Genomic DNA, 22515 nt, shown 5'->3' on the forward strand with positions numbered 1-22515 from the left:
TCAGCTGTCCGTCCGGCCCGCCGCGTCGATCAGGTTGTCGCGCAATTGCACGATGGCCTTCTGCAGCTGCGGGAATTCTTCCGGACCGAGGCCGGACGCGGCGACCGTCTGCTTGCCGAATCCCAATCCCTTCTCGCGCAGCGCGCGGCCCGCGTCCGTGAGCGAGATGCGGACGTTGCGCTCGTCTTCCTTGTCGCGCTCGCGGCGCACATAGCCCATTGCTTCCAGCCGCTTGAGCATCGGCGTTACCGTGCTCGGCTCGAGGAACAGCTTTTCGCTCAAGGCCTTGACCGTCTGCCGGTCCTGTTCCCACAGCGCGATGATCGTCAGGTATTGCGGATAGGTGAGGCCCAGCGCGTCCAGCACGGGCTTGTACACGCGCGAGTAAGCCAGATTGGTCGAGTAGATGGCAAAGCACATGAAGTCCGCCATGCGGGCAGCTTGGGCGCGGGCGTCTTTATCGTCAGGCATGATTATCCAGGAAATTATCGCGATAACGATTATCGTACTTGAAATCCACCAATCGTGCAGGTCACGGCAGGGTCAGCCGCGCCTCCAGCCCGCCCTCCGGCCGGTTGTGCAAGGTGAGCGTCCCGCCGAGACTCCCCGCGAGCTGGCGCGCGATCGCCAGGCCGAGCCCGGTGCCGCCCGTGTCGCGGTTGCGCGATGCCTCCAGCCGGAAGAACGGCTCGAACACCGCTTCCAGCTGCCCGGCGGGGATGCCGGGACCGTCGTCCAGCACGCGGATGAGGACTGCGCCCTGGCTGTCGCGCCCGACGACGATGTCGGCCCCGCCGCCGTAGCGCAGCGCGTTGTCGACGAGGTTGCCGATGATCCGGCGAAGCGCTTTCGGGCGCGTGTGCACCGGTGCGCCGATGCGGCCTTCGAGGTTCACGGCGCTGCCCGCGTCGCGGTAATCCAGCACGAGGCTGTCGAGCTGGGCGTCGAGGTCGATGGCGCGCGCCGGCTCGCGTTCGCCGTGCATCGCGCGCGCGTAGCCGATGCCGTCCTTGACGAGGCCTTGCAGCTCTTCCAGGTCGGCACGCAGGCGCGGCTGCTGGGCTTCGTCGTCCATCATGTCCACGCGCAGGCGCATGCGCGTGATCGGCGTCTGCAGGTCGTGCGAGATGGCGGCCAGGATGCGCACGCGCTCGTCCACGTACGCGGCGATACGCTTCTGCATGGCGTTGAACGCGCGCGCGGAACGCAGCACTTCCGACGGGCCGCGTTCCGGCAGCTCGACGGGGCGCAGGTCCGGGCCGAGCGCGTCGGCCGCCTCGGCCAGCACGCGCAGCGGACGCACGGCCTGGCGCACCGCGAACCAGCAGCACGCGGCGAGGATCGCCAGCTGCGCCGCGAGCATGTACGGCAGCCATGGCGACAGCGGCACGCCGCGCATCGGCAGCACGTCGATGGTCAGCGGCGCACCGTCCGACAGGCGCAGGTGCACCTGCATGCGGCCCTCGTTCCCGAGGCCGTTCACGGACAGCGGATAGCTGCGGCCGATGCCCTGTTCGATCGAGTGCGCGATCTGCGCCGACAGCTTCTCGTCCGGCATCGCGCCCACCGTTTCGCCCGGCCCGAGGATGAAGCGGTAGCTGCGCCGCGCGAGCCGCGGCAGCCAGGCCGGACGCTCGGCCGCCGGCAGCAGGTCGAGCAGGGCGACGGAGCTTGCGACTTCGCGTTCCACATACCCCATCATCAGGTTCGTCGTCGCCTGGTCGCGTTCCGTGAACGTGAGCGCGACGGACAGGCCCTGCGCGACTGCGAGGCCCGCGAACAGGATCAATGCGAGGCGTGCGTACAGGCTCCGTGGCCAAGGGATGGCCGACCGCGGTTTCATGTCCTGCCTTCCAGGATCGTCACCTCGGCCGAGAACACATAGCCCTCGTTGCGCAGGGTCTTGATGTAACGAGGCTCGCGCGCGCCGTCGCCCAGGCGCTGGCGCAGGCGGCTCACGAGCAGGTCGATCGAGCGGTCGAAGAATTCCGCGTCGTTGCCGTGCGTGAGGCCCATCAGCTGGTCGCGCGACAGCACGCGCTGCGGGTGGTCGAGGAACACGCGCAGCAGGCGGTATTCCGCGCCGCTCATCGCGACTTCGACGCCGTCCGCATCGAGCAAATGGCGGCCGACCGTGTCGAGGCGCCAGTCGCCGAACGCGATCAGTTTCGCGGCCTCCGTCACCTGCAGGTTCGGCGGCAGCATGCGCGTGCGGCGCAGCACGGCGCGGATGCGGGCCAGCAGTTCGCGCACGGCGAACGGCTTCGGCACGTAGTCGTCGGCGCCGAGTTCCAGGCCGACGACGCGGTCGGTCTCGTCGTCGCGCGCCGTCAGCATCACGATCGGAACCGCGCGGTGCTTCCCCGCGCGCAGTTCGCGGCACAAAGTGAGGCCGTCCTCGCCGGGCATCATGATGTCGAGCAGGATCAGGTCGGGCGTCGCCTGCATCAGCGCGTTTCTCATCTCGCGGCCGTTGGCGGCCAGCGTGACGCGCAGCCCCTGCTTTTCCAGATAGGCGCCGACCAGTTCGCGGATGCCGCGGTCGTCGTCGACGACCAGGACGTGATCGGACTCGTTCATGGGTTCTCCTCCGTTGGTTGCAGGGCTACTGTAGCGCGACGTCGCGGCGTCATTATGTCCGAATGTGTCGGTGGCCGGACAGGACACATGGCCTGACAAAAATGGGAGGTTGCGGACACATCGCGTACACACCGCGGGCGTCCAATGGCGTCTCACACAACAAGGAGGCTCCCATGACCAACCCGATCGAATCCCCGCTTGCCTTGCTGGCCGGCCTGGCCACGGTGGCGTCGCCGTGCGTGCTGCCCGTGCTGCCGTTTCTGCTCGGCGCGACCGTGGAACAGTCGAGCCGCCGCCGTCCGCTCATGATCGTGGCCGGCTTCGTACTGTCGTTTTCCGCGTTCGCGCTGGCGCTGAGCGCCGTGTCGAGCGCGGCGCAGCTGGCGCAGGAGACGCTGCGGAATATCGCGATCGTGCTGCTGGGTGTGTCGGGCCTGCTGCGCATCTGGCCGCGGCCATGGGACCTGCTCGTCGACGCCGTCCGCCCGCTGTGGGCGAAGCTGCGCGGCACCGGCGCCGTCCCGAAGCAGAGCGGCGCGTTCGTGCTGGGCCTGTCATTGGGCGCCGTGTGGACGCCGTGCGCCGGTCCCGTCCTCGCCTCGATCCTCGCCCTCGTCGTGCGGGCGCACGATCCCGGGAAAGCCGCGCAGCTCGTCGGCCTGTACGCGCTCGGTGCCGCGCTGCCGATGCTGGCGCTGATCCACGGCGGCCAGGCCATCGTCCAGCGGGTGCGCGGCGTGGCCCGCCATGCGGTGGCCCTGCAGCGCGCGTTCGGCGTGCTCGTGCTGGCCAGCGCGGCCGCGATCTGGTTCCAGGTCGACACGCAGATCGCCGCGCACGTCCCGTCCATCTTCCCAACCCTGTAAGGAGTTCTCCATGAAAATCCGTTCGCTCATCCTCGCTGCCGCTGTCATCGCCGGCGGCGCACATGCAGCACCCGCACCGGAATTCGCGGGCATCGACAACTGGATCAACAGCGCGCCTTTGAGCATGCGGCAGCTGCGCGGCAAGGTGGTGCTCGTGGATTTCTGGACCTACGACTGCATCAACTGCCAGCACGTGCTGCCGTACGTGAAAGGCTGGCACCAGAAGTACAAGGACCAGGGACTGGTCGTCGTCGGCGTGCACACGCCGGAATACGGTTTCGAGCGCAACCTGAACAACCTCAAGACGGCCGTGCAACGCAACGCGATTTCTTTCCCGGTCGCGCAGGACAACCGGTATGCCACCTGGAGCGCGTACAACAACCAGTTCTGGCCGGCGTTCTACCTCGTCGACAAGAAGGGCGAAGTCGTCTACACGCACTTCGGCGAAGGGGATTATGCGCAGACCGAGGCGACGATCCGCAAGCTGCTGGCGCAGCAGTGATTACGCCGCTTCGACGGGGGCGCCGGTCTTCACCGGCTTCGGCAGCTGCACCAGGCGGGTGCCGGCCAGGCGGTCGTGCAGGAACTGGCGGTCGCGGTCGAAGAAGGCTGTCAGACCCCACGCCAGCACGCCGACCGCGATGGCCGTGCCGATCTGGGCCTTGTCCTTCAGGCCCAGTGCCGTGCAGGCGAGGAGGGCGGGCAGGAACCAGCCCCAGGCCAGCAGGTAGCGCACGATGGCCGTCGTCAGCGGCAGGCGCGCGCCGCCGGCGGTGACGACCTGCATGCGCCACGTCTTCATCGCGAGGGTGTGGCCGCTGTTGGTCCAGCCCCAGGTGAAATACGCGCCGGTGACGATGAACAGCCAGACCTTCATCGCGTACTGGAACACGGGCGCGTGATTGTTGCGCGTGACGATGAGGAACAGCGCCACCGCCAGCATCTCCACCGCCAGCAACAGGAAGGTCTCGTAGACCATCGCGGTCAGGCGGCGCTTTATGGTCGGAGTCATGCTAGGGGTGTCGTGCATGGCGATCCTGTCTAGGCGTTGTTCGGCGTGATGCCCCAGTTGGCCGGGACCTGCTTTTCCGGCTCCGGTGCGGGCTGGGGATTGGCGGGCGGCTGCACCGGCGCGGGCTGCACGGGCGCCGGGGGCGGCGGCGGCGTCACGCACGGCGGGGCGGCCGAGACGGTGTTCTTGATCATGCCGGCCGGGCACGACGTCGCGCCCTGGCCCAGCGGTGCGACGACCTTGCCGTTGGCCTGGGACGGCACGACGCGGGGCGTCTTGCGGGCCGTGGCCGAGGCGGCCAGTTTCTTTTTCTGTTCTTCCGGCAGTTGCAGGTAGCTTTCCCACGTGGCGTTCTTTTGCTCGGGGGCGATCTTGCGGGTGCGCGTATAGGTTTCGCGCGCCAGCTCGCGCTGCTCGGGCGTCAGCTTGGCCCATGCGCGCATGCGTTCGTGCACGCGCTGCTGTTCTTCCGGTTTCAGCGTGGCGAAGCGGTTCGCGAGCTGCAGCCATTTCTGCTTGCGCACGCCATCCATCTGGTCCCATTCGCCCTGCAGCGGCTGCAGGGCCACCTGCTGGGCCGGCGTCAGGCTGCGCCACAGGGACTTGTCGCCGCCTTTGTGGCTGCCGGTGGCCGGTTTGGCGGGCTGGGCAGGCGCAGCGTCGGCCGCCGCGTCACGCGTGGCCGGGCCTGATGCGGGAAGGAAGCCGCCTTGCTGATGGAGGGTCAGTGCGGCCGCGCCAACGAGCACGACGGCGGCGGCGGCGCCGGCAACCTTGAGCTTGTTAGCCGTCATCCTTTACTGGGCTCGCTGCGGCTGTTGCTGTGCTTGCTGCTGTTGCGCCAGGTAAGCGTTGAAGCCGTGGTCGGTGTAAGCGGTCAGGGGCAGGTCGTCGGACAGCACGGCCGCATCCAGCTCGGCCAGCTCGGCCGCACGCTGCTCGCGTTCGTACTGGTACACGCCGACCATGCCGGCCGCCATCAGCAGCAGCGGCGCGACGACGGCGGCACGCGCCATCCACTGCATCGAGAACAGCGCGCCCAGGTCGAACGACGCACGCTGCTGTTGCTTGGCGCGCACGGATGCATCGGCGGCATGCGCTTTTTTTCGTGCGAGCGCGGCCGCGCGCGCGGCGGCCAGGCGGTCGGTCGTCGAGGCCGGCAGGTTGTCGAGGTTCTCGTTCAGGGCATGGCGGATCTTGTACGCCAGGTTGATGTCGTCGGTGTTCATAATTTAATTCCCTTGGCCTCCAGGGCTTTCTGCAGAGAATGCGTAGCGCGAGAGCAATGCGTCTTTACACTGCCCTCGGAGCATCCCATCGCTTCGGCCGTCTCGGCCACATCCATGTCCTGCCAGTAACGCATGAGGAACGCTTCCCGTTGACGCGCCGGGAGCTTTTGTATCTCTTCCTCGATCAGGCGCAGGGTTTCCGCACGTTCGACCTGATCCGCGCTCGACTCCGCGGCGGACGTTCCTTCTTCGGCCTCATAAGATGCCAGTATATCAAAATCCTCGTCGTCGTCGTCCCGGCGGCCGAGGCCTCCGAAGAGGCTGACCCAGGTATTCCTGACCTTTTCGCGGCGGAAGTAATCGAGGATGGTGTTCTGCAGGATGCGCTGGAAAAGCATCGGCAATTCGGCCAGGGGCTTGTCGCCGTATTTCTCCGCGAGCTTGATCATGGCGTCCTGAACGATGTCGAGCGCTGCCTCGTCCTTGCGGACCGCGTACGCCGCCTGCTTGAAGGCGCGCCGCTCGACACTCTCGAGGAAGTCGTTGAGTTCTTTATCAGTGGCCATGCGATAAGTGGTGGGCGCCACAGGTACGTTGCCTGTGGCTTTTCGGAAAACTGTCGAATGCTAGCAAAAATTATGGATGACCGCACCCGAAACCGGCAGGCTGGCATGTACGTAGTTTCCCGGGGTGTCTGCAAACAAAGTTGCCATTTTGCTTTTAAAATGGCTGAATCGACATCGTGACGGAGGCAATCGGATGATGCGCATCCTCGGCAAGGCAGGCTCGATCAACGTCCGCAAGGTCTTGTGGACCGCCAGCGAACTCGGCATCGCGTTCGAGCGCGAAGACTGGGGCAGCGGCTTCCGCTCCACGGAGGAACCGGAATTCCTCGCGCTGAATCCGAACGCGATGGTGCCGGTGCTGGTCGATGGCGACGTCGTGCTGTGGGAGTCGAACACGATCTGCCGCTACCTGGCCACGCGCCATGGCGATGGCCGCCTGCTGCCGGCCGAGGCGCTCGCCCGCGCGAAGGTGGAGCAGTGGATGGACTGGCAGGCGACGGAATTGAACAATGCGTGGCGTTACGCGTTCATGGGCCTGCTGCGGGGCAGCCCCGCGCACCAGGATCCGGTGCAGATCGCCGCCGGCATCGCCGGCTGGAATCGCCAGATGGGCCTGCTCGAGCGGCACCTGGAAACGGCCGGCGACTATGTGGCGGGCGGGGCGTTCTCGCTGGCCGACGTCGTGCTGGGCCTGTCCGCGCACCGCTGGCGCAAGACGCCGATGAGCGAGCGTCCCGCTTATCCCGCCATCGCCGCGTGGATGGCGCGGCTGGAAGCGCGCCCCGCCGCCCGCGCGTGGCTGCCGGACGATACCGCTTGAGCCGGCGTCTGGTGTCGATCGGTCGGGTGGGCACCCTGTGCCCACCATGCGGCCCCAAACGCGGGCAAATGTCGTGAAAAAATAATTATTTATCTTGACCAGAATGGTGCAACGCAGTAAGGTATGGAACGCTTTGCACCCCCGAAGCTTATTGTCAAGCCAGCTTGTCACACAAAGTCAACCTCGGCATGACGCGCTTTCACAATGTAGGCAGTTTGCTCCAACCCGTGCCACAAGCGCGAGAGATTCGCATTCCGCTACAGTAACTCAAGCTGAACGAGTTGCGTCCAGCGCCGGTTCGTAAGGATCCTACGGCATCCTGAAAGATCGACGTGACCGCAGAGAGAAGGGAAGCATGAGCACTGTTGCGTGACACGTATCTCGTCAGGGACGAGCATCCGATCAATCTCCCTATGGGTTTTGAAAGGAACGTATCATGAGTAACGACGCAGCAGCTCCCATCACGGGCGCTGAGATCGTAGTCCGTTGCCTGGCGGAAGAGGGCGTGAAACACGTCTTCGGTTACCCCGGCGGTGCGGTTCTCTACATCTACGACGCCATCTTCAAGCAGGACAAATTCCAGCACATCCTGGTACGCCACGAGCAGGCAGCCGTGCACGCGGCCGACGCGTATTCGCGCAGCTCGAATGAAGTGGGCGTATGCCTGGTCACGTCCGGTCCGGGCGTCACCAATGCCGTCACCGGCCTCTCCACCGCATACATGGATTCGATTCCGATGGTCGTGATTTCCGGCCAGGTGCCGACCAATGCGATCGGCCAGGACGCATTCCAGGAATGCGACACCGTGGGCATCACGCGCCCGGTGGTGAAACACAATTTCCTCGTCAAGGACGTCAAAGACCTTGCCGATACCATCAAGAAAGCCTTCTATATCGCACGCACCGGCCGTCCGGGCCCGGTCCTCGTCGATATCCCGAAGGACGTGAGCATGCAGAAGGCGACGTATTCGTACCCGAAAGAGGTCGAGATGCGTTCCTACCGCCCCGTCGACAAGGGCCACGCCGGCCAGATCCGCAAGGCAGTGCAGCTGCTGCTGACGGCCGAGCGTCCGATGATCTACACGGGCGGCGGCGTCATTCTCGCCAATGCGTCGAACGAACTGAACAAGCTGGTCGACAAGCTCGGCTTCCCGGTCACGAACACGCTGATGGGCCTGGGCGCCTACCGCGCCACCGACAGGAAGTTCGTCGGCATGCCGGGCATGCACGGCACCTACGAAGCGAACATGGCGATGCAGCACTGCGACGTCCTGATCGCCATCGGCGCCCGCTTCGACGACCGCGTGATCGGCAACCCGAAGCACTTCGCGTCGAACCCGCGCAAGATCATCCACATCGACATCGACCCGTCGTCGATCTCGAAGCGCGTGAAAGTGGACATCCCGATCGTCGGCAACGTCAAGGACGTGCTGGTCGAGCTGCTGTCGCAGCTGGATGCCGCCGAGCAGCGTCCGAACCCGGCCGTGCAGAAGTGGTGGCAGCAGATCGAGGACTGGCGCGGCCGCGAGTGCCTGCGCTATGCGACCTCGGATGAGCTGATCAAGCCGCAGTCCGTCGTCGAGAAGGTCTGGGAAGTCACCGGCGGCGACGCGTTCATCACGTCGGACGTGGGCCAGCACCAGATGTGGGCCGCGCAATACTACCCGTTCGACAAGCCGCGCCGCTGGATCAATTCCGGTGGCCTGGGCACGATGGGCGTGGGCCTGCCGTACGCGATGGGCGTGCAGATGGCGAATCCGGGTGCGACCGTGGCCTGCATCACGGGCGAGGGTTCGATCCAGATGAACATCCAGGAACTCGCGACCTGCAAGCAGTATCATCTGACGCCGAAGATCATCCTCCTGAACAACCGCTTCCTGGGCATGGTGCGCCAGTGGCAGGAACTCGACTACGGCTCGCGTTATTCCGAGTCGTACATGGATTCCCTGCCGGACTTCGAGAAGCTGGCCGAGGCCTATGGCCACGTCGGCATGCGCATCGAGAAACCGGGCGACGTCGACGGCGCGCTGCGCGAAGCGTTCGCCATGAAGGACCGCCTGGTGTTCATGAACTTCATTACCGACCGCAGCGAAAACGTCTGGCCGATGGTCAAGACGGGTAAAGGCCTGTCGGAAATGCTGCTCGGATCGGAGGACCTGTAATGCGACACATCATCTCCGTCCTGCTGGAAAACGAAGCCGGCGCGCTGTCGCGCGTGGTGGGCCTGTTCTCGGCACGCGGCTACAACATCGAGACGCTGACCGTGGCGCCGACCGAAGACGCTACCCTGTCGCGCATGACCATCGTGACGACGGGTTCGGACGACATCATCGAGCAGATCACCAAGCACCTGAACCGCCTCATCGAGGTGGTGAAGGTGGTCGACCTGACCGAAGGCCAGCACATCGAGCGCGAGCTCATGCTGATCAAGGTGAGGGCAGTCGGCAAGGAACGCGAAGAAATGAAGCGCACCGCCGACATCTTCCGCGGCCGCATCATCGACGTGACGGAAAAAACGTACACGATCGAACTGACGGGCGCGAAGACGAAGCTGGATGCCTTCATCGACGCCATTGACCGCGCCTCGATCCTCGAAACCGTCCGCACGGGCGGTTCCGGCATCGGCCGCGGCGAGCGCATCCTCAAGGTTTGACGCCGGTGGTGCGTGGGCACGTTTCATTTGAGGCCGCTGGCCTCAAATGCCCACCCTACGCCGATCAATGAACGTAGGGTGGGCTCCCCGAGCCCACCAAACGAATAAACGATATATATAAAAGCACAGGATTAAAAAATGAAAGTTTTCTACGACAAAGACTGCGACCTCTCCCTCATCAAAGGCAAGAATGTCGCCATCATCGGCTACGGCTCGCAAGGCCACGCACACGCCCAGAACCTGACGGAATCGGGCGTCAACGTCACCGTCGGCCTGCGCCGCGGCGGCGCGTCGTGGGGCAAGGTCGAACAGGCCGGCATCAAGGTCGCCGAAGTCAATGAGGCCGTCAAAGCCGCCGACGTCGTCATGATCCTGCTGCCGGACGAAAACATCGCCGACGTGTACAAGAACAACGTCGAGCCGAACATCAAGCAGGGCGCCGTGCTGGCGTTCGCGCACGGCTTCAACGTGCACTACGGCCAGGTCGTGCCGCGCGCCGACCTCGACGTGATCATGGTCGCACCGAAGGCCCCGGGCCACACCGTGCGCGGTACCTACCGCCAGGGTGGCGGCGTGCCGCACCTGGTCGCCGTCTACCAGGACAAGTCCGGCGCAGCCCGCGACATCGCCCTGTCGTACGCAATGGCCAACGGTGGCGGCAAGGCCGGCATCATCGAAACCAACTTCCGTGAAGAAACCGAAACCGACCTGTTCGGCGAGCAGGCCGTGCTGTGCGGCGGTGCCGTCGAGCTGATCAAGGCCGGCTTCGAGACGCTGGTGGAAGCCGGCTACGCGCCGGAAATGGCTTACTTCGAGTGCCTGCACGAGCTGAAGCTGATCGTCGACCTGATCTACGAAGGCGGCATCGCCAACATGAACTACTCGATCTCGAACAACGCGGAATACGGCGAATACGTCACCGGCCCGCGCGTCGTGACCGAAGACACCAAGAACGCGATGCGCGCTGTCCTGAAGGACATCCAGACCGGCGAATACGCCAAGTCGTTCATCCTGGAAAACAAGGCCGGCGCCCCGACCCTGATCTCGCGTCGTCGCCTGAACGCCGAGCACCAGATCGAGCAGGTCGGCGCACAGCTGCGCGCGATGATGCCGTGGATCGCCAAGAACAAGCTGGTCGACCAGTCGAAGAACTGATCGTCTTTGCCGACTTGAAAAACGCTCCCGCTTGCGGGGGCGTTTTTTTTTGCCGAAATTCGGGGTCAGAGCACAATTCTGAACAATGGCTGCGTTGTAATGTTTTTCCAAGCCGGGGTCGGGACGTCGACGTGGCGCTGCCGCCAATGCGATAGCCCGGCACGAATCCGCCCGCGGCGCTTGCTTGAGGGCTTTTGCGCCAAAATGTGCTCTGACCCCGAATTTGTGCAACGCCGAAGGTTTGCACTGGTTTGCAATCATTTGCAACTTTTCATTACATAAACTCGACTTTCGCGCCAGACCGGTTATCGTTCTCCTGCCGCGGCAATGCGCCGTGAAGAATCGAAGGAGAACAACAATGTCCATCAAAAAACTCGTCCTGTTGACCGCGCTGAGCGCCGCACTGTCCGCGCAAGCCCAGTCCGCGCCCGCCACGAGCGGCACCCTCGTCATCGTGCCCGCGTTCGGCGAAGTGAAGCATGCCAACGACGAGGCGACCGTCACCTTCGCCGTCGAGGAGCAGGACAAGGACCGCGCGGCGGCCACCGCCCGCGTCAACCAGAAGATGAAGCAGGGCACGGACATCGTGCGCCGCGAAGATCCGCAGGCGGAACTGAAAACGGTCGGCTATTACACCTATCCCGTCTATCCGGAAGTGCCGGACGGCCCGCGTCCGCTGGCGAACCCCGCCGCGCGCCGCGTCCCGATCGGCTGGCGCGTGGGCCAGTACCTGGAAGTGAAGACGCGCAACCTGCAGGCGCTGCCGAAGACGGCCGCCGCCGCGCAGAAAGTCGTCAACCTGAACGGCATCGACTACCACCTGAGCCCGGAGCTGCAGAAACGCCTGGACGACGAGCGCATCGCCGCCACGTACCGCAACCTCAATGAGCGCATTGCCTCCATCGCGCGCGCGATGGGCCGCAACGTGAACGACGCCGTCATCGACACGGTCGATTTCGAAGGCAGCGGCAACTACGCGGGCGGCCAGGCCGAGGCCGCGGCACCGCAGATGATGCGCATGTCGGCCAAGCGCGCGGACATGGCCGAGATGCCCGAGCCGAGCTTCGAGCCGGGCGAGACGACCTTGCAGATGCGCCTGGTCGGCAAGGTGAAATTCCGCTGACGGTAGCCGTTCGCTAACAGAGGTGCGCGGACACTATAATGGCGGGGTCCGCGCCTCCTCGGTGCATTGTTGAGAAAAAGAAACCTATGCCGACACTACCCCGACGCCGCAAACCCGGCGCCATCAAGGCGCCCCGCTTCGCCCGCTTCAGCCGCGTCCGCAAGACGGATGCCGCCGCATCCCGCCCGCGCCGGGGCATCTACCTGCTGCCGAACGCCTTCACGACGGCGGCGCTGTTCGGCGGCTTTTACGCAATCGTGATGGCGATGAACCAGCGCTTCGACCACGCCTGCTGGGCCGTGTTCATCGCGATGGTGCTGGACAGCCTCGACGGCCGCGTCGCCCGCCTGACGAACACGCAGTCCGAGTTCGGCGCGCAGTACGACAGCCTGTCCGACATGGTCTCGTTCGGCGCCGCGCCGGCCCTCGTCATCTACGAATGGTCGCTGCGCGGCCTGGGCAAGCTCGGCTGGATCGCCGCGTTCGTCTACTGCGCCGGCGCCGCATTGCGCCTGGCCCGCTTCAACACGAACATCGAGGTCGTCGACAAGCGCTTCTTCCAGGGCTTGCCGAGCCCGGCCGCGGCCGCGTTGGTCGTCGGCTTCGTGATGATGATGACGGACCCGGACATCAACGTCAGCGCGCGCAAGGTCGACTGGATCTCGTGGGGCATCGCGCTGTTCGCGGGCCTGACGATGGTGACCAATGTCCCGTTCTACAGTTTCAAGGACGTCAATTTCCGCAAGTCGGTGCCGTTCATCGTCGTGTTCCTGATCGCGCTCGCGCTGGCACTGCTGGCGATCGACCCGCCGAAGGTGTTGTGGCCGCTGTTCGTGGTGTATGGCCTGTCGGGTTATGCCGTGTACCTGTACCGGCTCGCGAAAGGCAAGCCCGTCAGCATCATCCAGACGGATGAAGAGACGCTCGATCCGAGCGAGCGCCGCTGAGTCTCGTCGCTCTCGGCGCCCCCTTGGCGGGAGCCTGATTTCTCCAGCTGCGGCCGCAAACTTGGGTCCCCGCCTGCGCGGGGACGACGTGCATATGTTGTTGCCTCAGCCGGCTTTCGCGGCCGACTTGCCCTGCTGACCCACGTGCGCGTCCGCCTGCACACTGCCGCGGAACGTGTCGTCATGTGCGCCGTTGCCTGCGCTCTGCAGGTTGCCACGGTGGACGCTGCCGTTCTGGAACGGGTCGCGGAAATTCTTCAGCGTGTCCTGCTGCGCGCGCAGGCTGCTTTGCGTTTCTTCGGACGCGGCGCGCGCCACCTCGTCGGCCAACGTGCGTGCGGTGCGCGACGTCTCCTGCACGTGCTGCTCGGCCACGCGGGCCAGGTCGACCTGGGAATCGGCGACGACGCGCGACAGGTGCTGCTGGTAAGCGCGCAGCTTGTCCGCGGCCGGCTGGGCGCGCGACGCGGCGGCCGAGATGACGTCGGTCGGGTGGTTCGTCGTCAGCAGCTGCTGGCCGGCGATGTTGCTTTCTTCGAGCAGGGTCTGGCTCAACTGGATGTTGGCGTCGATGAGATGCTGGATCGAACGCGACATCGATTTCGACATGTCGTTGAGGAACGCAACCTGTGCGTCCAGGTGCGAGCGAACGGCGGGCGTGACGGACTGGGAAAACAGGAACATGGGTGACCTCGTGAAAGTGGATCCGCTTCGGAAAGTGCGCTTCGGGAGCGCGACGTCAGGCTCGCCGATTTCGATGACATTCCGATGACAGGTCCAATCGTGCGCGTGGCGCACAAGCCACTTCAGTCGCGCGCCGTGCGCCATTCCTGCGAGCTGGGCGTCGATTCGTGCTCCGGGCAATTGGTCTGCCTCCACTTGCCGTGTTTCTCGATCATGTCGATGCTCGTCGTCGGGGCGCGCTCCGTCATGCAATAGGTGCCGCCGCCCGAGATCACGCGCTCGCGGCGTGCGCCGTCGCCCGTGTTGTTGACGAGTTCCGCCACCTTCGGCGCCTGGTACCACGCGTTCGGCGCCATGTCGGCCGCGGCCTGGATGCCCCTGCGCAGGCGGATCTGCGGGCTGTCGGGCGGGGCGACGATATACGGATTGTTTTCCTTGCGCAGCGCGCGGTCGATGGCGCCGACGTCGCGCCGGGCGCGTTCCAGCATGGCGGCGCCGGCGGAGGACGCCGGCGGTGCGCGGGCGTGCTCGCGGCGGCGGGCGTGTCGGCCGCCGGCGGCGCGGCGGCGGGTGCGGCCGGCACGGTCACGCGGGGCAGGGTGGTCGCACCTGCGCGCGGCGCCACCTGCGGGCGCGCGGGCGCCTGTTCCTCTTGTTCGCGCCGCGGCTGGGGCGCGGCGGGCGCCGGCAGCCGTATCCACTGGATCGTCGAGCGCGGCGGTTCGGGCGTGACGGCGGGCGGACGGCGCGTCATCTGCCAGCCCAGGACCAGGACGGCATGCACGACGAGGGTGACCGCGATGCCGACGTGGCGGCGGTCGCGCGGCGGGAGCAGGGCGGGTGCGGTGGCGATCATGTCGGCCCAGTATAGCCAGCGCCGATCGCCACATCCTCACACATTGTTGCGCTGCCGGCGCGGATCAGCGGCGGCGGAAACGGTCGTCGTACAGCGGGTCGGGCCCGTTGAGCATCTGGCGCACGACGCCCTGCGCATCGAAGTGCACGTTCATCATCGAGTTCCACACGCCCGCTTCCTTGTAGCGGTACGACCACACTTCGTAGTCGTGCGCGTACACCCGCGACACCTCGGCGGGGCGGCCGAAATTGCGCAGGATGTCGTCCTTGGTCCACCGGTCGACTTTGACCTTGCCGAAGTTCTCGCTCGTGAGAACCTGGTCGTACGAGACGAGACGGCCGTCCGGGCCGATGCGCGCCATGTACTGGAACTGGCCCATCGGCTGGCCACGGTATTCGAGTACCTGGCCGCCGGCGGGATCCGGATAGACGGCGTTCGGCTGCCCGAGCTGCGCGGTGACGGCGGTCAGCGGCGCCCCAATCGGCGGCGGCTGGCGCAATATCGTCGTGCAGCCTGACAGGACCAGCGCCAGGGCGGTCGCGCACAGGGTCGAACGGAGCGGGGTCATCATCGCGATCTCCTGGTTACAGGCCCTTCGAACGGTCGTCGAGCAGCGGATCCGGTGTGTCGTCCGTGCGCCGTACTTCGCCGCGGACGTTGAAATAGATGTTCCTGTACGAGTTCCAGATGCCGTCCTGCTTGTAGCGGTACGACCAGACTTCGTCACCCGTCGCGCGGTCGCGCGAGACTTCGGCGGGGCGGCCGAAGGTGCGCAGGACGTCGTCCTTCGTCCAGCGCGCCGGCTGCACCTTGGCGAAGTTCGCGCTGGTGAGCGCCTGCTCGTACGCCACGAGGCGGCCGTCGGCGCCGATGTGTGCCATGTGGTTGTACTGGCCCATCGGCTGGCCGCGGTATTCCAGCACCTGGCCGCCGGCGGGATCGGGGTAGACGGCGTCCGGCTTGCCCAGCTTCGCGGTCACGTCGGCCAGCGGCGTGCCGGCCGGCGGCGTGCGGTTGAAGGTCGAGCAGGCGGACAGGGACAGGGCGATGCCAAGGACGGCGGCGGTGCGGATGAGAGTGATTTTCATGTGTTTACGGTTCAGCGGGCATGCCATTGTGGCATCGCCAACCTCCCGATTTTAACGGAAGCGGCGGAAAAACTGGCCTCGCCCGCGCTTTTCCCATATACTTCCCGGTCTTGGCCTTCGGGCCAGGTTTTTTATCAATTCACGGTGCGCTGGGTTCCGACTCTTGCACCGCATGTGAAAGGCAACATCATGACCGTAGAAAACATCAACAAGGCCGCGATCATCGCGGACAACGCACGCGGCGACAAAGACACCGGTTCGCCGGAAGTCCAGGTTGCACTGCTGACCGCCCGCATCAACGAACTGAACGGCCACTTCAAGGAACACCAGAAGGATCACCACTCCCGTCGTGGCCTGATCATGATGGTCAACCGTCGTAAGAGCCTGCTGGCTTACCTGAAGGCCAAGGATCTGAACCGTTACCGCGACCTGATCGCCAAACTCGGCCTGCGTAAGTAATCAGCAGTTTCCGAGCATTGCGCCAGACGGCCCAAGCTTTGAAATGCCTGCGTCAGTTTCACTGTCGCGGGCATTTTTCGTTTCGGCCGTCGGTGAGTTTTTCTTTGAAGTAAGTCGGGGTAAGAGCACAACCGTGAACACCGTAAGCCGGGGTCAGAGCACAACCGTGAACACCGTGCTCTGACCCGAAGGAAAAAAATGTAGTTGAGGTGAACGACAGCGCCTGAAAATCTGTCGGCAAATAGAAAGGGATTACCCATGTTTAACAAAGTTACGAAAACCTTCCAGTACGGCGACCATACCGTCACCCTCGAGACCGGCGAAATCGCCCGTCAAGCCAGTGGCGCCGTCCTCGTGTCGGTCGAAGACACCGTCGTCCTTGCGACCGTCGTGGCCAAGAAGGATGCCAAGCCAGGCCAGGATTTCTTCCCGCTGACCGTCGACTACATCGAGAAGAGCTACGCCGCGGGCAAGATCCCGGGCGGCTTCTTCAAGCGTGAAGGCCGTCCGTCGGAGAAGGAAACGCTGACGTCGCGCCTGATCGACCGTCCGATCCGTCCGCTGTTCCCGGAAGGCTATCTGAACGAAGTCCAGGTAATCATCCACGTCCTGTCCGTCAATCCGGAAATCGATCCGGACATCCCGTCGATGATCGGTGCCTCGGCCGCCCTGTGCGTGGCCGGCATCCCGTTCAACGGCCCGATCGGCGCCGCCCGCGTCGGTTACGCGAACGGCCAGTACATCCTGAACCCGACCACCACCCAGCTCAAGACCTCGCAGATGGACCTGGTCGTCGCCGGTACCGAGCACGCCGTGCTGATGGTCGAATCCGAAGCGCAGCAACTGTCGGAAGAAATCATGCTGGGCGCGGTCGTCTACGGCCACGAGCAGATGAAGGCCGTCATCGACGCGATCCACGCGCTGGTCGAAGAAGGCGGCAAGCCGGAAGTCGAATGGGCGCCGGCACCGAAGAACGAAGAGCTGATCGCCCGCGTCACCGCGATTGCGGAAGGCAAGATCCGCGAAGCCTACCAGGTCCGCGACAAGCAGGCCCGTACGCAGAAGCTGAAGGAAACGACCGCGCTGGTGCTGGCCGAGCTGGGCGAAGGCGTCGACAGCGTCGAAGTCGGCAACATCCTGTTCGACATGGAAGCCAAGGTCGTGCGTTCGCAGATCCTGGACGGCGAGCCGCGCATCGACGGCCGCGACACCCGCACCGTGCGTCCGATCTCGATCCGCACGAGCGTCCTGCCGCGCACCCACGGTTCCGCGCTGTTCACCCGCGGCGAAACCCAGGCCCTCGTGATCGCCACGCTGGGCACCGGCCGCGACAGCCAGAAGATCGACGCGCTGATGGGCGAGTACACCGACGACTTCATGATGCACTACAACATGCCCCCGTTCGCCACCGGTGAAACCGGCCGCGTGGGCACGCCGAAGCGCCGCGAAATCGGCCACGGCCGCCTGGCCAAGCGCGCGCTGGTCGCCGCGCTGCCGTCGCCGGAAGAGTTCAGCTACTCGGTCCGCCTGGTGTCGGAAATCACCGAGTCGAACGGTTCCTCGTCGATGGCCTCCGTCTGCGGCGGCTGCCTGGCACTGATGGACGCGGGCGTCCCGATGAAGGCCCACGTGGCCGGCATCGCGATGGGCCTGATCAAGGAAGGCGGCAAGTTCGCCGTCCTGACCGACATCCTGGGCGATGAAGACCACCTGGGCGACATGGACTTCAAGGTCGCCGGCACCACTGCGGGCATCACCGCGCTGCAGATGGACATCAAGATCCAGGGCATCACCAAGGAAATCATGCAGGTGGCACTGGCGCAAGCCAAGGAAGCGCGCCAGCACATCCTGGTCGAGATGCAGAAGGCCGTGCCGTCCGTGAAGACGGAACTGTCCGACTTCGCCCCGCGCCTGATCACCATCAAGATCAATCCGGAGAAGATCCGTGACGTGATCGGCAAGGGCGGCGCCGTCATCCGCGCGCTGACCGAAGAAACCGGCACGCAAATCGACATCACCGACGAAGGCATCGTGACCATCGCGTCGGTCGACGCCGCCGCCGGCCAGGAAGCCAAGCGCCGCATCGAAGAGCTGACCGCATCGGTCGAAGTGGGCAAGACCTACGACGGTACCGTGCTGAAGCTGCTGGACTTCGGCGCCATCGTCCAGGTCATGCCGGGCAAGGACGGCCTGCTGCACATCTCGCAGATCGCCAACGAGCGTGTGAACGCCGTCGCCGACTACCTGAAGGAAGGCCAGCAAGTGCGCGTGAAGGTCCTCGAGACCGACGAGCGCGGCCGCCTGAAGCTGTCGATGAAGGCAGCGGCTGCGGATGACGCGGCGGCAGCGGCGCAGTAAGCCTCTGTCGGCTGTTCAGCCAACTAAAACCGCCAGTGCGTGAGCCTGGCGGTTTTTTTTATGCGGATCGCAAGCATGGTGGATGGTGCCAAATTCGGTACTGGATTCAGGTATGCCGTGTCGATGCCGTCATCGACTGTGGAGGCCTCATGAACGTTGTGCAAAATATTCAACCCATCAGCTTCCTGAAAACGAACACGAGCGATGTCGTCAAGCAGGTGCAGGAGACGCGCGAGCCGGTGCTGATCACCGTGAACGGCAAGGTACAGGCCGTTATCCAGGATCCCTTGAGCTACCAGACAATGCAGGACCAGCTGACGATGCTCCGCATTCTTGCGCATGGCCAGAAGCAAATCGAACAGGGCAAAGTGACCGATCATGATGATCTGTTCGCGCAGTTCGAGGCGGAAGACGGGGAAAGCTGAACGACCTCATGCAAATTATCTGGACCGATGCCGCGCGCGACGATCTTCTCGGGATCCGCGAATACCTGAAGCGTTCCCAGTCTCCGGCATTCGTCAAAAAGGTAACGGAACAGATCCGCGATGACGTCGGGTCACTCAAGGAGTGGCCTTCCAGGCGCATCCTTGTGCGGGAACTGGAGGAGCTCCAACTGGATCAGTATCGCGAGCTTCTCGCGGGGCAGCATCGCATCATCTTCGAGCGCGCGAGCGCAGCGTTGTACGTTCACATCGCCTGCCATGCGAGGCGCGGTCTCGAGGCGCTGCTGCGGCGCCGGCTGTTGGCGGGGTAAGTGGTTCGTCAGCCGGTAAAAAAAAACGCCAGTGCGTGCGCCTGGCGTTTTTTTCGTCCGGTGCGGGCGCTTTGCGCATCAGGCCGCCAGCTTGGCTTTCTGCGCAGCGGTCAGGCGCTTGCCGACGATGACGATCGTGATGGCCGGGCCGGTCGGCGCGGTCGGGGCGGCGGCGCGGGCCGCCACTTGCAGCGGCGCGACGGGGGCGGCGAAGGTGTTCGAGACGCTCACGGCCACGACCAGGGCTGCGAGGAAGATGGCTTCCATGTTTTTAGCGATGTTCATTCTCTGTTCTCCGTTTCGTTTGACTGTAAGCACATTATCGGAACCGATGAGATATAAATCCAATTTCAAGTTCAAATACTCGGCATTACTTCTGGAAATATCTTGCCGGGCGAACACAGGTTAGATATCACGATAGCGAATAATTTGATCGAAGTTCATGAATAAACAGATGGCCACGGAACCGTCGGCCCGCGCCCATGCACATATGCCCAGTGCCGACCAGGCAAGCAACGACTGGACATCATGGACAAACTCTTCTTCATCCAACACTTTTTCTCCAAGAACCCGCCGGGGAAGCCCGACCGGCATCCGGCCTTCGCGTCGTTGAGCGACGGGCAGGTGGTGGCGACATCGCGCGGTCCGGCCGCGCGTCGCCATGAGGACGATGTCGATTGGGGCCGCATGCGGGGCCTGCCCAGAAAAGGCGGAGAGACGCCATAACCACACATCCGAGGGGCGCAAACTTGCAAGATGACGCCGGCACTGCCCGGATCACCGCGCTGCTGCGCGAACTGGTCGCGCTGACCGGCCAGGACGAGGGCGGCGTGCCGGTCCTCGAGCTCCGGTTCGGCGACATCCTGACCCGTACCGCCCTGCATGCGCGGGACAAGAGTCACCTCGTGGTCACGGCAATGTTGCCGCCATGCGGTGACGGGGGATACCCGCCGCCGCATGTGGGGGACCTGGAAATCCTGCGGGATGCGGACGACGGCCGCTACATCGGCTTGCGCATGGTGCCCGTCGGCGCGCTGCCGGACGAATGCAGCGTGATGGATGCGATCCTCGCGACGTCCGACATGGCATCGGCCTGGATGGCGGCGTGGCGCCGGCGCGCCTAGTCGGCGGGGGCGGCCAGGCGGTTCGCGAATAGGACGCGCGCCTCCAGTCCGGTGACCGCGCCCGCCATACCGCAGTTGCACAGGGTGAGTTCCGCGTGCATCGAGTCGGCGATTTCGGCGCAGATCGCGAGGCCCAGGCCGCCGCCTTTCGAACTGTGGGCGGCGGCGAACGGTTCGAACACGCGCATCTCCTGCTGGTCGGGGATGCCGGGACCGGAATCCCAGACGCACAGCAGGGCGCCGTCGTCGCGGGGCGCCACACGAATGCCGAGGCGGGACTCGGCCGGCGTGTGGCGGATCGCGTTGTGCAACAGGTTCGACACCATTTCGGCGGCCATCCAGTGACGGCCCTCGACCCAGACGTCGCCGGCATCCAGCTCGAAATCGAGGTTCTTGTCCGAGATCAGCGGCGACAGGTCGATCGCCACGTCGCGCGCCACGTCCGCCAGGTTGCACCGCTCGCGCGTGGACTTGCCCCGCAATTGCTCGATCCGGGCGAGCGACAGCAGCTGGTTCGCCAGCTTGGTCGCGCGCTCGACCGTCGAACGCATTTCGCGCAGCGCGAGTTCCGGCTCGATGTCGCCGCTCAGCCCCGATTGCAGCTGCGTCTGCAGCACGGCCAGCGGCGTGCGCAGCTGGTGCGACGCGTTCGCCACGAAGTGCTGCTGCAGGTCGACGGTCCGGTGCAGCCGGCCCATCAACTGGTTCAGGGCCGCCACCACCGGCCGCAGTTCGCGCGGCGCGGACGCGCAGTGGAGTGCCGACAGGTCGTCCTCATGGCGCGCATCGAGTTGCGTGCGCAGGCTGTCGAGCGGGCGCAAGGCCAGCGTGACGACGGCCATCGTCACGCCGGCCACGACCGCAAGCAACAGCGTCTGCCCAAGCACCGCACTCCACAGAATGTCGCGCGCCACCTCGCGGCGATACGACAGCGGTTCGGCGATCTGGATGATCAGATCGTCTTCCGGGTGCTGCAGTTTCGATGGTTGCGCCAGCGCGGCCACGCGCACCGGGGCGCTGCCATAGATGCTCTCGTACACCTTCAGCAGGGTGGGCGCTTTGGGCCACCGCGCGCCGCTGGGGCGGAACGTCGGCAAGTCCTGATCGCCGGCGATATACCTGCCGTTCCGGTCGCTGATCTTGTAAATCATCCGGGTGGAAAACCCGGCTTCGTAGACTTCCAGGGAGGCGAAGGCCACGTTGGTGAGCAGGTGACCATCCTCCACCGCGATATTGTTGCCGATCGAATACGCGGTGGTCACCAGCATGCGGTCGTAGGCGGTGTTGGCCGAATCGAGCGCATGCAAGTACAAATGAATGGCGTTGAGGACGATGAACAGGGCGATCGGCGCCAGGATGCCGGCCAGCAGATAGCGGCGCAGCGAGCGGTCGCGCAGCGCGAACTTCATGCGGGCCGCGCGGTTTCGGGGCGCAGGAGGTAGCCGACGCCGCGCAACGTCATGATCTCGGTCTGGGTCGCCATCAGCTTCTTGCGCAGGCGGTGGATGACGACCTCGATGGCCTCGACCTGGACGTTGGCGTCGTCGGGAAAGACCACCTGCAGCAGGCGTTCGCGATTGACGGCGTGGCCCGGGCGCGCGATCAACGCCTTCAGCAGGGCCTGCTCGCGGGGCGTGAATTCGAGCGGGGCCTCGCCGTTGTAGAACGCGCCCGAACTGCGTTCGAAGCGCAGCCTCCCGCACTTCTGCATCGACTCTTCCCCATTTCCCTTGCGCCGCAGCTGAGCGTGGATCCGCGCCTCCAGCTCTTCCAGGTCGAACGGCTTGGCGAGGTAGTCGTCGGCGCCGGCGTTCAGGCCCGCGACCCGGTCGCCCACGGCGCCCCGCGCGGTCAGCACGATGATCGGGACGCCGATCGACAGGGCGCGGGTGCGCTGGAGGATGTGCAGGCCGTCCAGGTTGGGAATGTTCAGGTCGAGGATGACCAGGTCGTTCGTTTCTTCGCGGATCTGGCGGAAGGCATGCGTGCCGTCGGCGCAGGTGGTGACCTGGAAACCGCGTTTGTCGAGTGCGCGGGCCAGCGCTTTCGACATGTCGGCGTCGTCTTCCACAAGCAGGATTTTCATAGATCGTCGGGTCGTTGAGTAGTCGGAATGCCGCGAACACTGCTGTTACATCCCGGAATTTACTTGTGCACGAGAAAAAATGGAAGGCGAATGAACTTTCCGGGCGGAAAAAGGTACTTACTGAAAGCCAATTGAAAGGAGGCTGAAAGCCAGCCG

Annotated in this window: 28 protein-coding genes; 14 read left to right on the forward strand and 14 right to left on the reverse strand. The window is 64.9% G+C overall.

Annotated features, from left to right (window positions below; all coding sequences use genetic code 11):
- The 3 genes from ACEN98_RS10960 to ACEN98_RS10970 form a co-directional block, all read right to left on the reverse strand.
- Positions 1-471, reverse strand: coding sequence for a MarR family winged helix-turn-helix transcriptional regulator (locus ACEN98_RS10960; RefSeq protein WP_413384226.1), 471 nt, complete (start codon positions 469-471; stop codon positions 1-3).
- A 61-nt stretch (positions 472-532) separates the two neighbouring features.
- The gene (locus ACEN98_RS10965; protein ID WP_413384228.1) at positions 533-1843 is read right to left on the reverse strand and encodes an ATP-binding protein; all 1311 of its coding nucleotides are present in this window, start codon (positions 1841-1843) and stop codon (positions 533-535) included.
- The gene (locus ACEN98_RS10970) at positions 1840-2580 is read right to left on the reverse strand and encodes a response regulator (protein WP_413344763.1); all 741 of its coding nucleotides are present in this window, start codon (positions 2578-2580) and stop codon (positions 1840-1842) included. Before ACEN98_RS10970 ends, ACEN98_RS10965 begins: the two co-directional genes overlap by 4 nt.
- A 173-nt stretch (positions 2581-2753) precedes the next feature.
- Here ACEN98_RS10970 and ACEN98_RS10975 point away from each other — a divergent pair, with 173 nt between their 5' ends.
- Both ACEN98_RS10975 and ACEN98_RS10980 read left to right on the forward strand, forming a co-directional pair.
- Positions 2754-3446 carry a cytochrome c biogenesis CcdA family protein gene (locus tag ACEN98_RS10975; RefSeq protein WP_413384230.1) on the forward strand — a complete coding sequence of 231 codons (693 nt, stop codon included), beginning with the start codon at positions 2754-2756 and terminating at the stop codon, positions 3444-3446.
- A gap of 10 nt (positions 3447-3456) precedes the next feature.
- Positions 3457-3948 (forward strand): thioredoxin family protein, encoded by a 492-nt coding sequence (locus ACEN98_RS10980; RefSeq protein WP_413384232.1) that lies wholly within the window; start codon positions 3457-3459, stop codon positions 3946-3948.
- Here ACEN98_RS10980 and ACEN98_RS10985 read toward each other — a convergent pair whose 3' ends face one another.
- Genes ACEN98_RS10985 through ACEN98_RS11000 form a run of 4 tightly spaced genes read right to left on the reverse strand, consistent with a single transcriptional unit; the run spans position 3949 to position 6253 of the window.
- Positions 3949-4458 (reverse strand): RDD family protein, encoded by a 510-nt coding sequence (locus ACEN98_RS10985; RefSeq protein WP_413384234.1) that lies wholly within the window; start codon positions 4456-4458, stop codon positions 3949-3951.
- A gap of 29 nt (positions 4459-4487) precedes the next feature.
- Positions 4488-5252: a DUF3106 domain-containing protein gene (locus tag ACEN98_RS10990; RefSeq protein ID WP_413384236.1), complete on the reverse strand. Its 765-nt coding sequence runs from the start codon at positions 5250-5252 to the stop codon at positions 4488-4490.
- A gap of 3 nt (positions 5253-5255) precedes the next feature.
- Positions 5256-5687 (reverse strand): DUF3619 family protein, encoded by a 432-nt coding sequence (locus ACEN98_RS10995; RefSeq protein ID WP_413384238.1) that lies wholly within the window; start codon positions 5685-5687, stop codon positions 5256-5258.
- Positions 5684-6253 carry an RNA polymerase sigma factor gene (locus ACEN98_RS11000; RefSeq protein ID WP_413384240.1) on the reverse strand — a complete coding sequence of 190 codons (570 nt, stop codon included), beginning with the start codon at positions 6251-6253 and terminating at the stop codon, positions 5684-5686. The genes ACEN98_RS10995 and ACEN98_RS11000 overlap by 4 nt, the downstream gene beginning before the upstream one ends.
- A gap of 193 nt (positions 6254-6446) precedes the next feature.
- Between ACEN98_RS11000 and ACEN98_RS11005 the strand changes: the two genes are divergently transcribed.
- From ACEN98_RS11005 to pssA, 6 genes are all read left to right on the forward strand, one after another.
- Positions 6447-7073 (forward strand): glutathione S-transferase family protein, encoded by a 627-nt coding sequence (locus ACEN98_RS11005; RefSeq protein ID WP_413384242.1) that lies wholly within the window; start codon positions 6447-6449, stop codon positions 7071-7073.
- Positions 7074-7509: 436 nt separating this feature from the next.
- Positions 7510-9234, forward strand: coding sequence for an acetolactate synthase 3 catalytic subunit (locus ACEN98_RS11010; protein WP_413384244.1), 1725 nt, complete (start codon positions 7510-7512; stop codon positions 9232-9234).
- Positions 9234-9725 carry an acetolactate synthase small subunit gene (gene ilvN / locus ACEN98_RS11015; protein WP_056136997.1) on the forward strand — a complete coding sequence of 164 codons (492 nt, stop codon included), beginning with the start codon at positions 9234-9236 and terminating at the stop codon, positions 9723-9725. Before ACEN98_RS11010 ends, ilvN begins: the two co-directional genes overlap by 1 nt.
- A gap of 138 nt (positions 9726-9863) precedes the next feature.
- Positions 9864-10880 carry a ketol-acid reductoisomerase gene (gene ilvC / locus ACEN98_RS11020; RefSeq protein WP_036230707.1) on the forward strand — a complete coding sequence of 339 codons (1017 nt, stop codon included), beginning with the start codon at positions 9864-9866 and terminating at the stop codon, positions 10878-10880.
- Positions 10881-11238: 358 nt separating this feature from the next.
- Positions 11239-12003: an SIMPL domain-containing protein gene (locus ACEN98_RS11025; RefSeq protein WP_413384246.1), complete on the forward strand. Its 765-nt coding sequence runs from the start codon at positions 11239-11241 to the stop codon at positions 12001-12003.
- A gap of 86 nt (positions 12004-12089) precedes the next feature.
- Positions 12090-12950, forward strand: a complete 861-nt coding sequence (pssA, locus tag ACEN98_RS11030) for a CDP-diacylglycerol--serine O-phosphatidyltransferase (RefSeq protein WP_371757968.1) — start codon at positions 12090-12092, stop codon at positions 12948-12950.
- A 105-nt stretch (positions 12951-13055) separates the two neighbouring features.
- On the opposite strand, the gene ACEN98_RS11035 is transcribed toward pssA, so the two are convergent.
- The 4 genes from ACEN98_RS11035 to ACEN98_RS11050 all read right to left on the reverse strand — a co-directional run bounded on the left by ACEN98_RS11035 (position 13056) and on the right by ACEN98_RS11050 (position 15578).
- The gene (locus tag ACEN98_RS11035; protein ID WP_413384248.1) at positions 13056-13634 is read right to left on the reverse strand and encodes a phasin family protein; all 579 of its coding nucleotides are present in this window, start codon (positions 13632-13634) and stop codon (positions 13056-13058) included.
- A 122-nt stretch (positions 13635-13756) separates the two neighbouring features.
- Positions 13757-14335 (reverse strand): hypothetical protein, encoded by a 579-nt coding sequence (locus ACEN98_RS11040; protein ID WP_413384251.1) that lies wholly within the window; start codon positions 14333-14335, stop codon positions 13757-13759.
- A gap of 219 nt (positions 14336-14554) precedes the next feature.
- The gene (locus ACEN98_RS11045; RefSeq protein WP_413338712.1) at positions 14555-15061 is read right to left on the reverse strand and encodes a hypothetical protein; all 507 of its coding nucleotides are present in this window, start codon (positions 15059-15061) and stop codon (positions 14555-14557) included.
- Positions 15062-15074: 13 nt separating this feature from the next.
- The gene (locus ACEN98_RS11050; RefSeq protein WP_413384253.1) at positions 15075-15578 is read right to left on the reverse strand and encodes a hypothetical protein; all 504 of its coding nucleotides are present in this window, start codon (positions 15576-15578) and stop codon (positions 15075-15077) included.
- A gap of 189 nt (positions 15579-15767) precedes the next feature.
- On the opposite strand from ACEN98_RS11050, the gene rpsO reads away from it, so the two are divergent.
- The 4 genes from rpsO to ACEN98_RS11070 all read left to right on the forward strand — a co-directional run bounded on the left by rpsO (position 15768) and on the right by ACEN98_RS11070 (position 19149).
- A complete protein-coding gene (gene rpsO / locus ACEN98_RS11055) occupies positions 15768-16037 on the forward strand; it encodes a 30S ribosomal protein S15 (protein ID WP_056137414.1) in 270 nt (89 codons plus the stop codon).
- Positions 16038-16295: 258 nt separating this feature from the next.
- Entirely contained in the window at positions 16296-18395 is a 2100-nt protein-coding gene (gene pnp, locus ACEN98_RS11060; protein ID WP_413384255.1) for a polyribonucleotide nucleotidyltransferase, read from the forward strand.
- A 149-nt stretch (positions 18396-18544) separates the two neighbouring features.
- Positions 18545-18820 (forward strand): type II toxin-antitoxin system Phd/YefM family antitoxin, encoded by a 276-nt coding sequence (locus ACEN98_RS11065; RefSeq protein ID WP_413384257.1) that lies wholly within the window; start codon positions 18545-18547, stop codon positions 18818-18820.
- 8 nt (positions 18821-18828) lie between these two features.
- Complete coding sequence (locus ACEN98_RS11070) at positions 18829-19149, forward strand: type II toxin-antitoxin system RelE/ParE family toxin (protein ID WP_413384259.1); 321 nt, start codon at positions 18829-18831, stop codon at positions 19147-19149.
- 78 nt (positions 19150-19227) lie between these two features.
- Here ACEN98_RS11070 and ACEN98_RS11075 read toward each other — a convergent pair whose 3' ends face one another.
- Positions 19228-19434: a hypothetical protein gene (locus ACEN98_RS11075; protein ID WP_413338723.1), complete on the reverse strand. Its 207-nt coding sequence runs from the start codon at positions 19432-19434 to the stop codon at positions 19228-19230.
- A gap of 243 nt (positions 19435-19677) precedes the next feature.
- Between ACEN98_RS11075 and ACEN98_RS11080 the strand changes: the two genes are divergently transcribed.
- Together ACEN98_RS11080 and ACEN98_RS11085 are read left to right on the forward strand one after the other, a co-directional pair.
- The gene (locus ACEN98_RS11080; protein WP_413384261.1) at positions 19678-19875 is read left to right on the forward strand and encodes a hypothetical protein; all 198 of its coding nucleotides are present in this window, start codon (positions 19678-19680) and stop codon (positions 19873-19875) included.
- 23 nt (positions 19876-19898) lie between these two features.
- Positions 19899-20273: a hypothetical protein gene (locus ACEN98_RS11085; RefSeq protein ID WP_413338727.1), complete on the forward strand. Its 375-nt coding sequence runs from the start codon at positions 19899-19901 to the stop codon at positions 20271-20273.
- Here ACEN98_RS11085 and ACEN98_RS11090 read toward each other — a convergent pair.
- Together ACEN98_RS11090 and ACEN98_RS11095 are read right to left on the reverse strand one after the other, a co-directional pair.
- A complete protein-coding gene (locus ACEN98_RS11090; RefSeq protein ID WP_413384263.1) occupies positions 20270-21682 on the reverse strand; it encodes a sensor histidine kinase in 1413 nt (470 codons plus the stop codon). The genes ACEN98_RS11085 and ACEN98_RS11090 overlap by 4 nt on opposite strands.
- Positions 21679-22359 (reverse strand): response regulator, encoded by a 681-nt coding sequence (locus ACEN98_RS11095; RefSeq protein ID WP_413338731.1) that lies wholly within the window; start codon positions 22357-22359, stop codon positions 21679-21681. The genes ACEN98_RS11090 and ACEN98_RS11095 overlap by 4 nt, the downstream gene beginning before the upstream one ends.
- Positions 22360-22515 lie beyond the last annotated feature (156 nt).

The sequence above is a fragment of the Massilia sp. CT11-137 genome (assembly GCF_047302885.1).
Classification (GTDB): Bacteria; Pseudomonadota; Gammaproteobacteria; order Burkholderiales; family Burkholderiaceae_D; genus Telluria; species Telluria orientalis.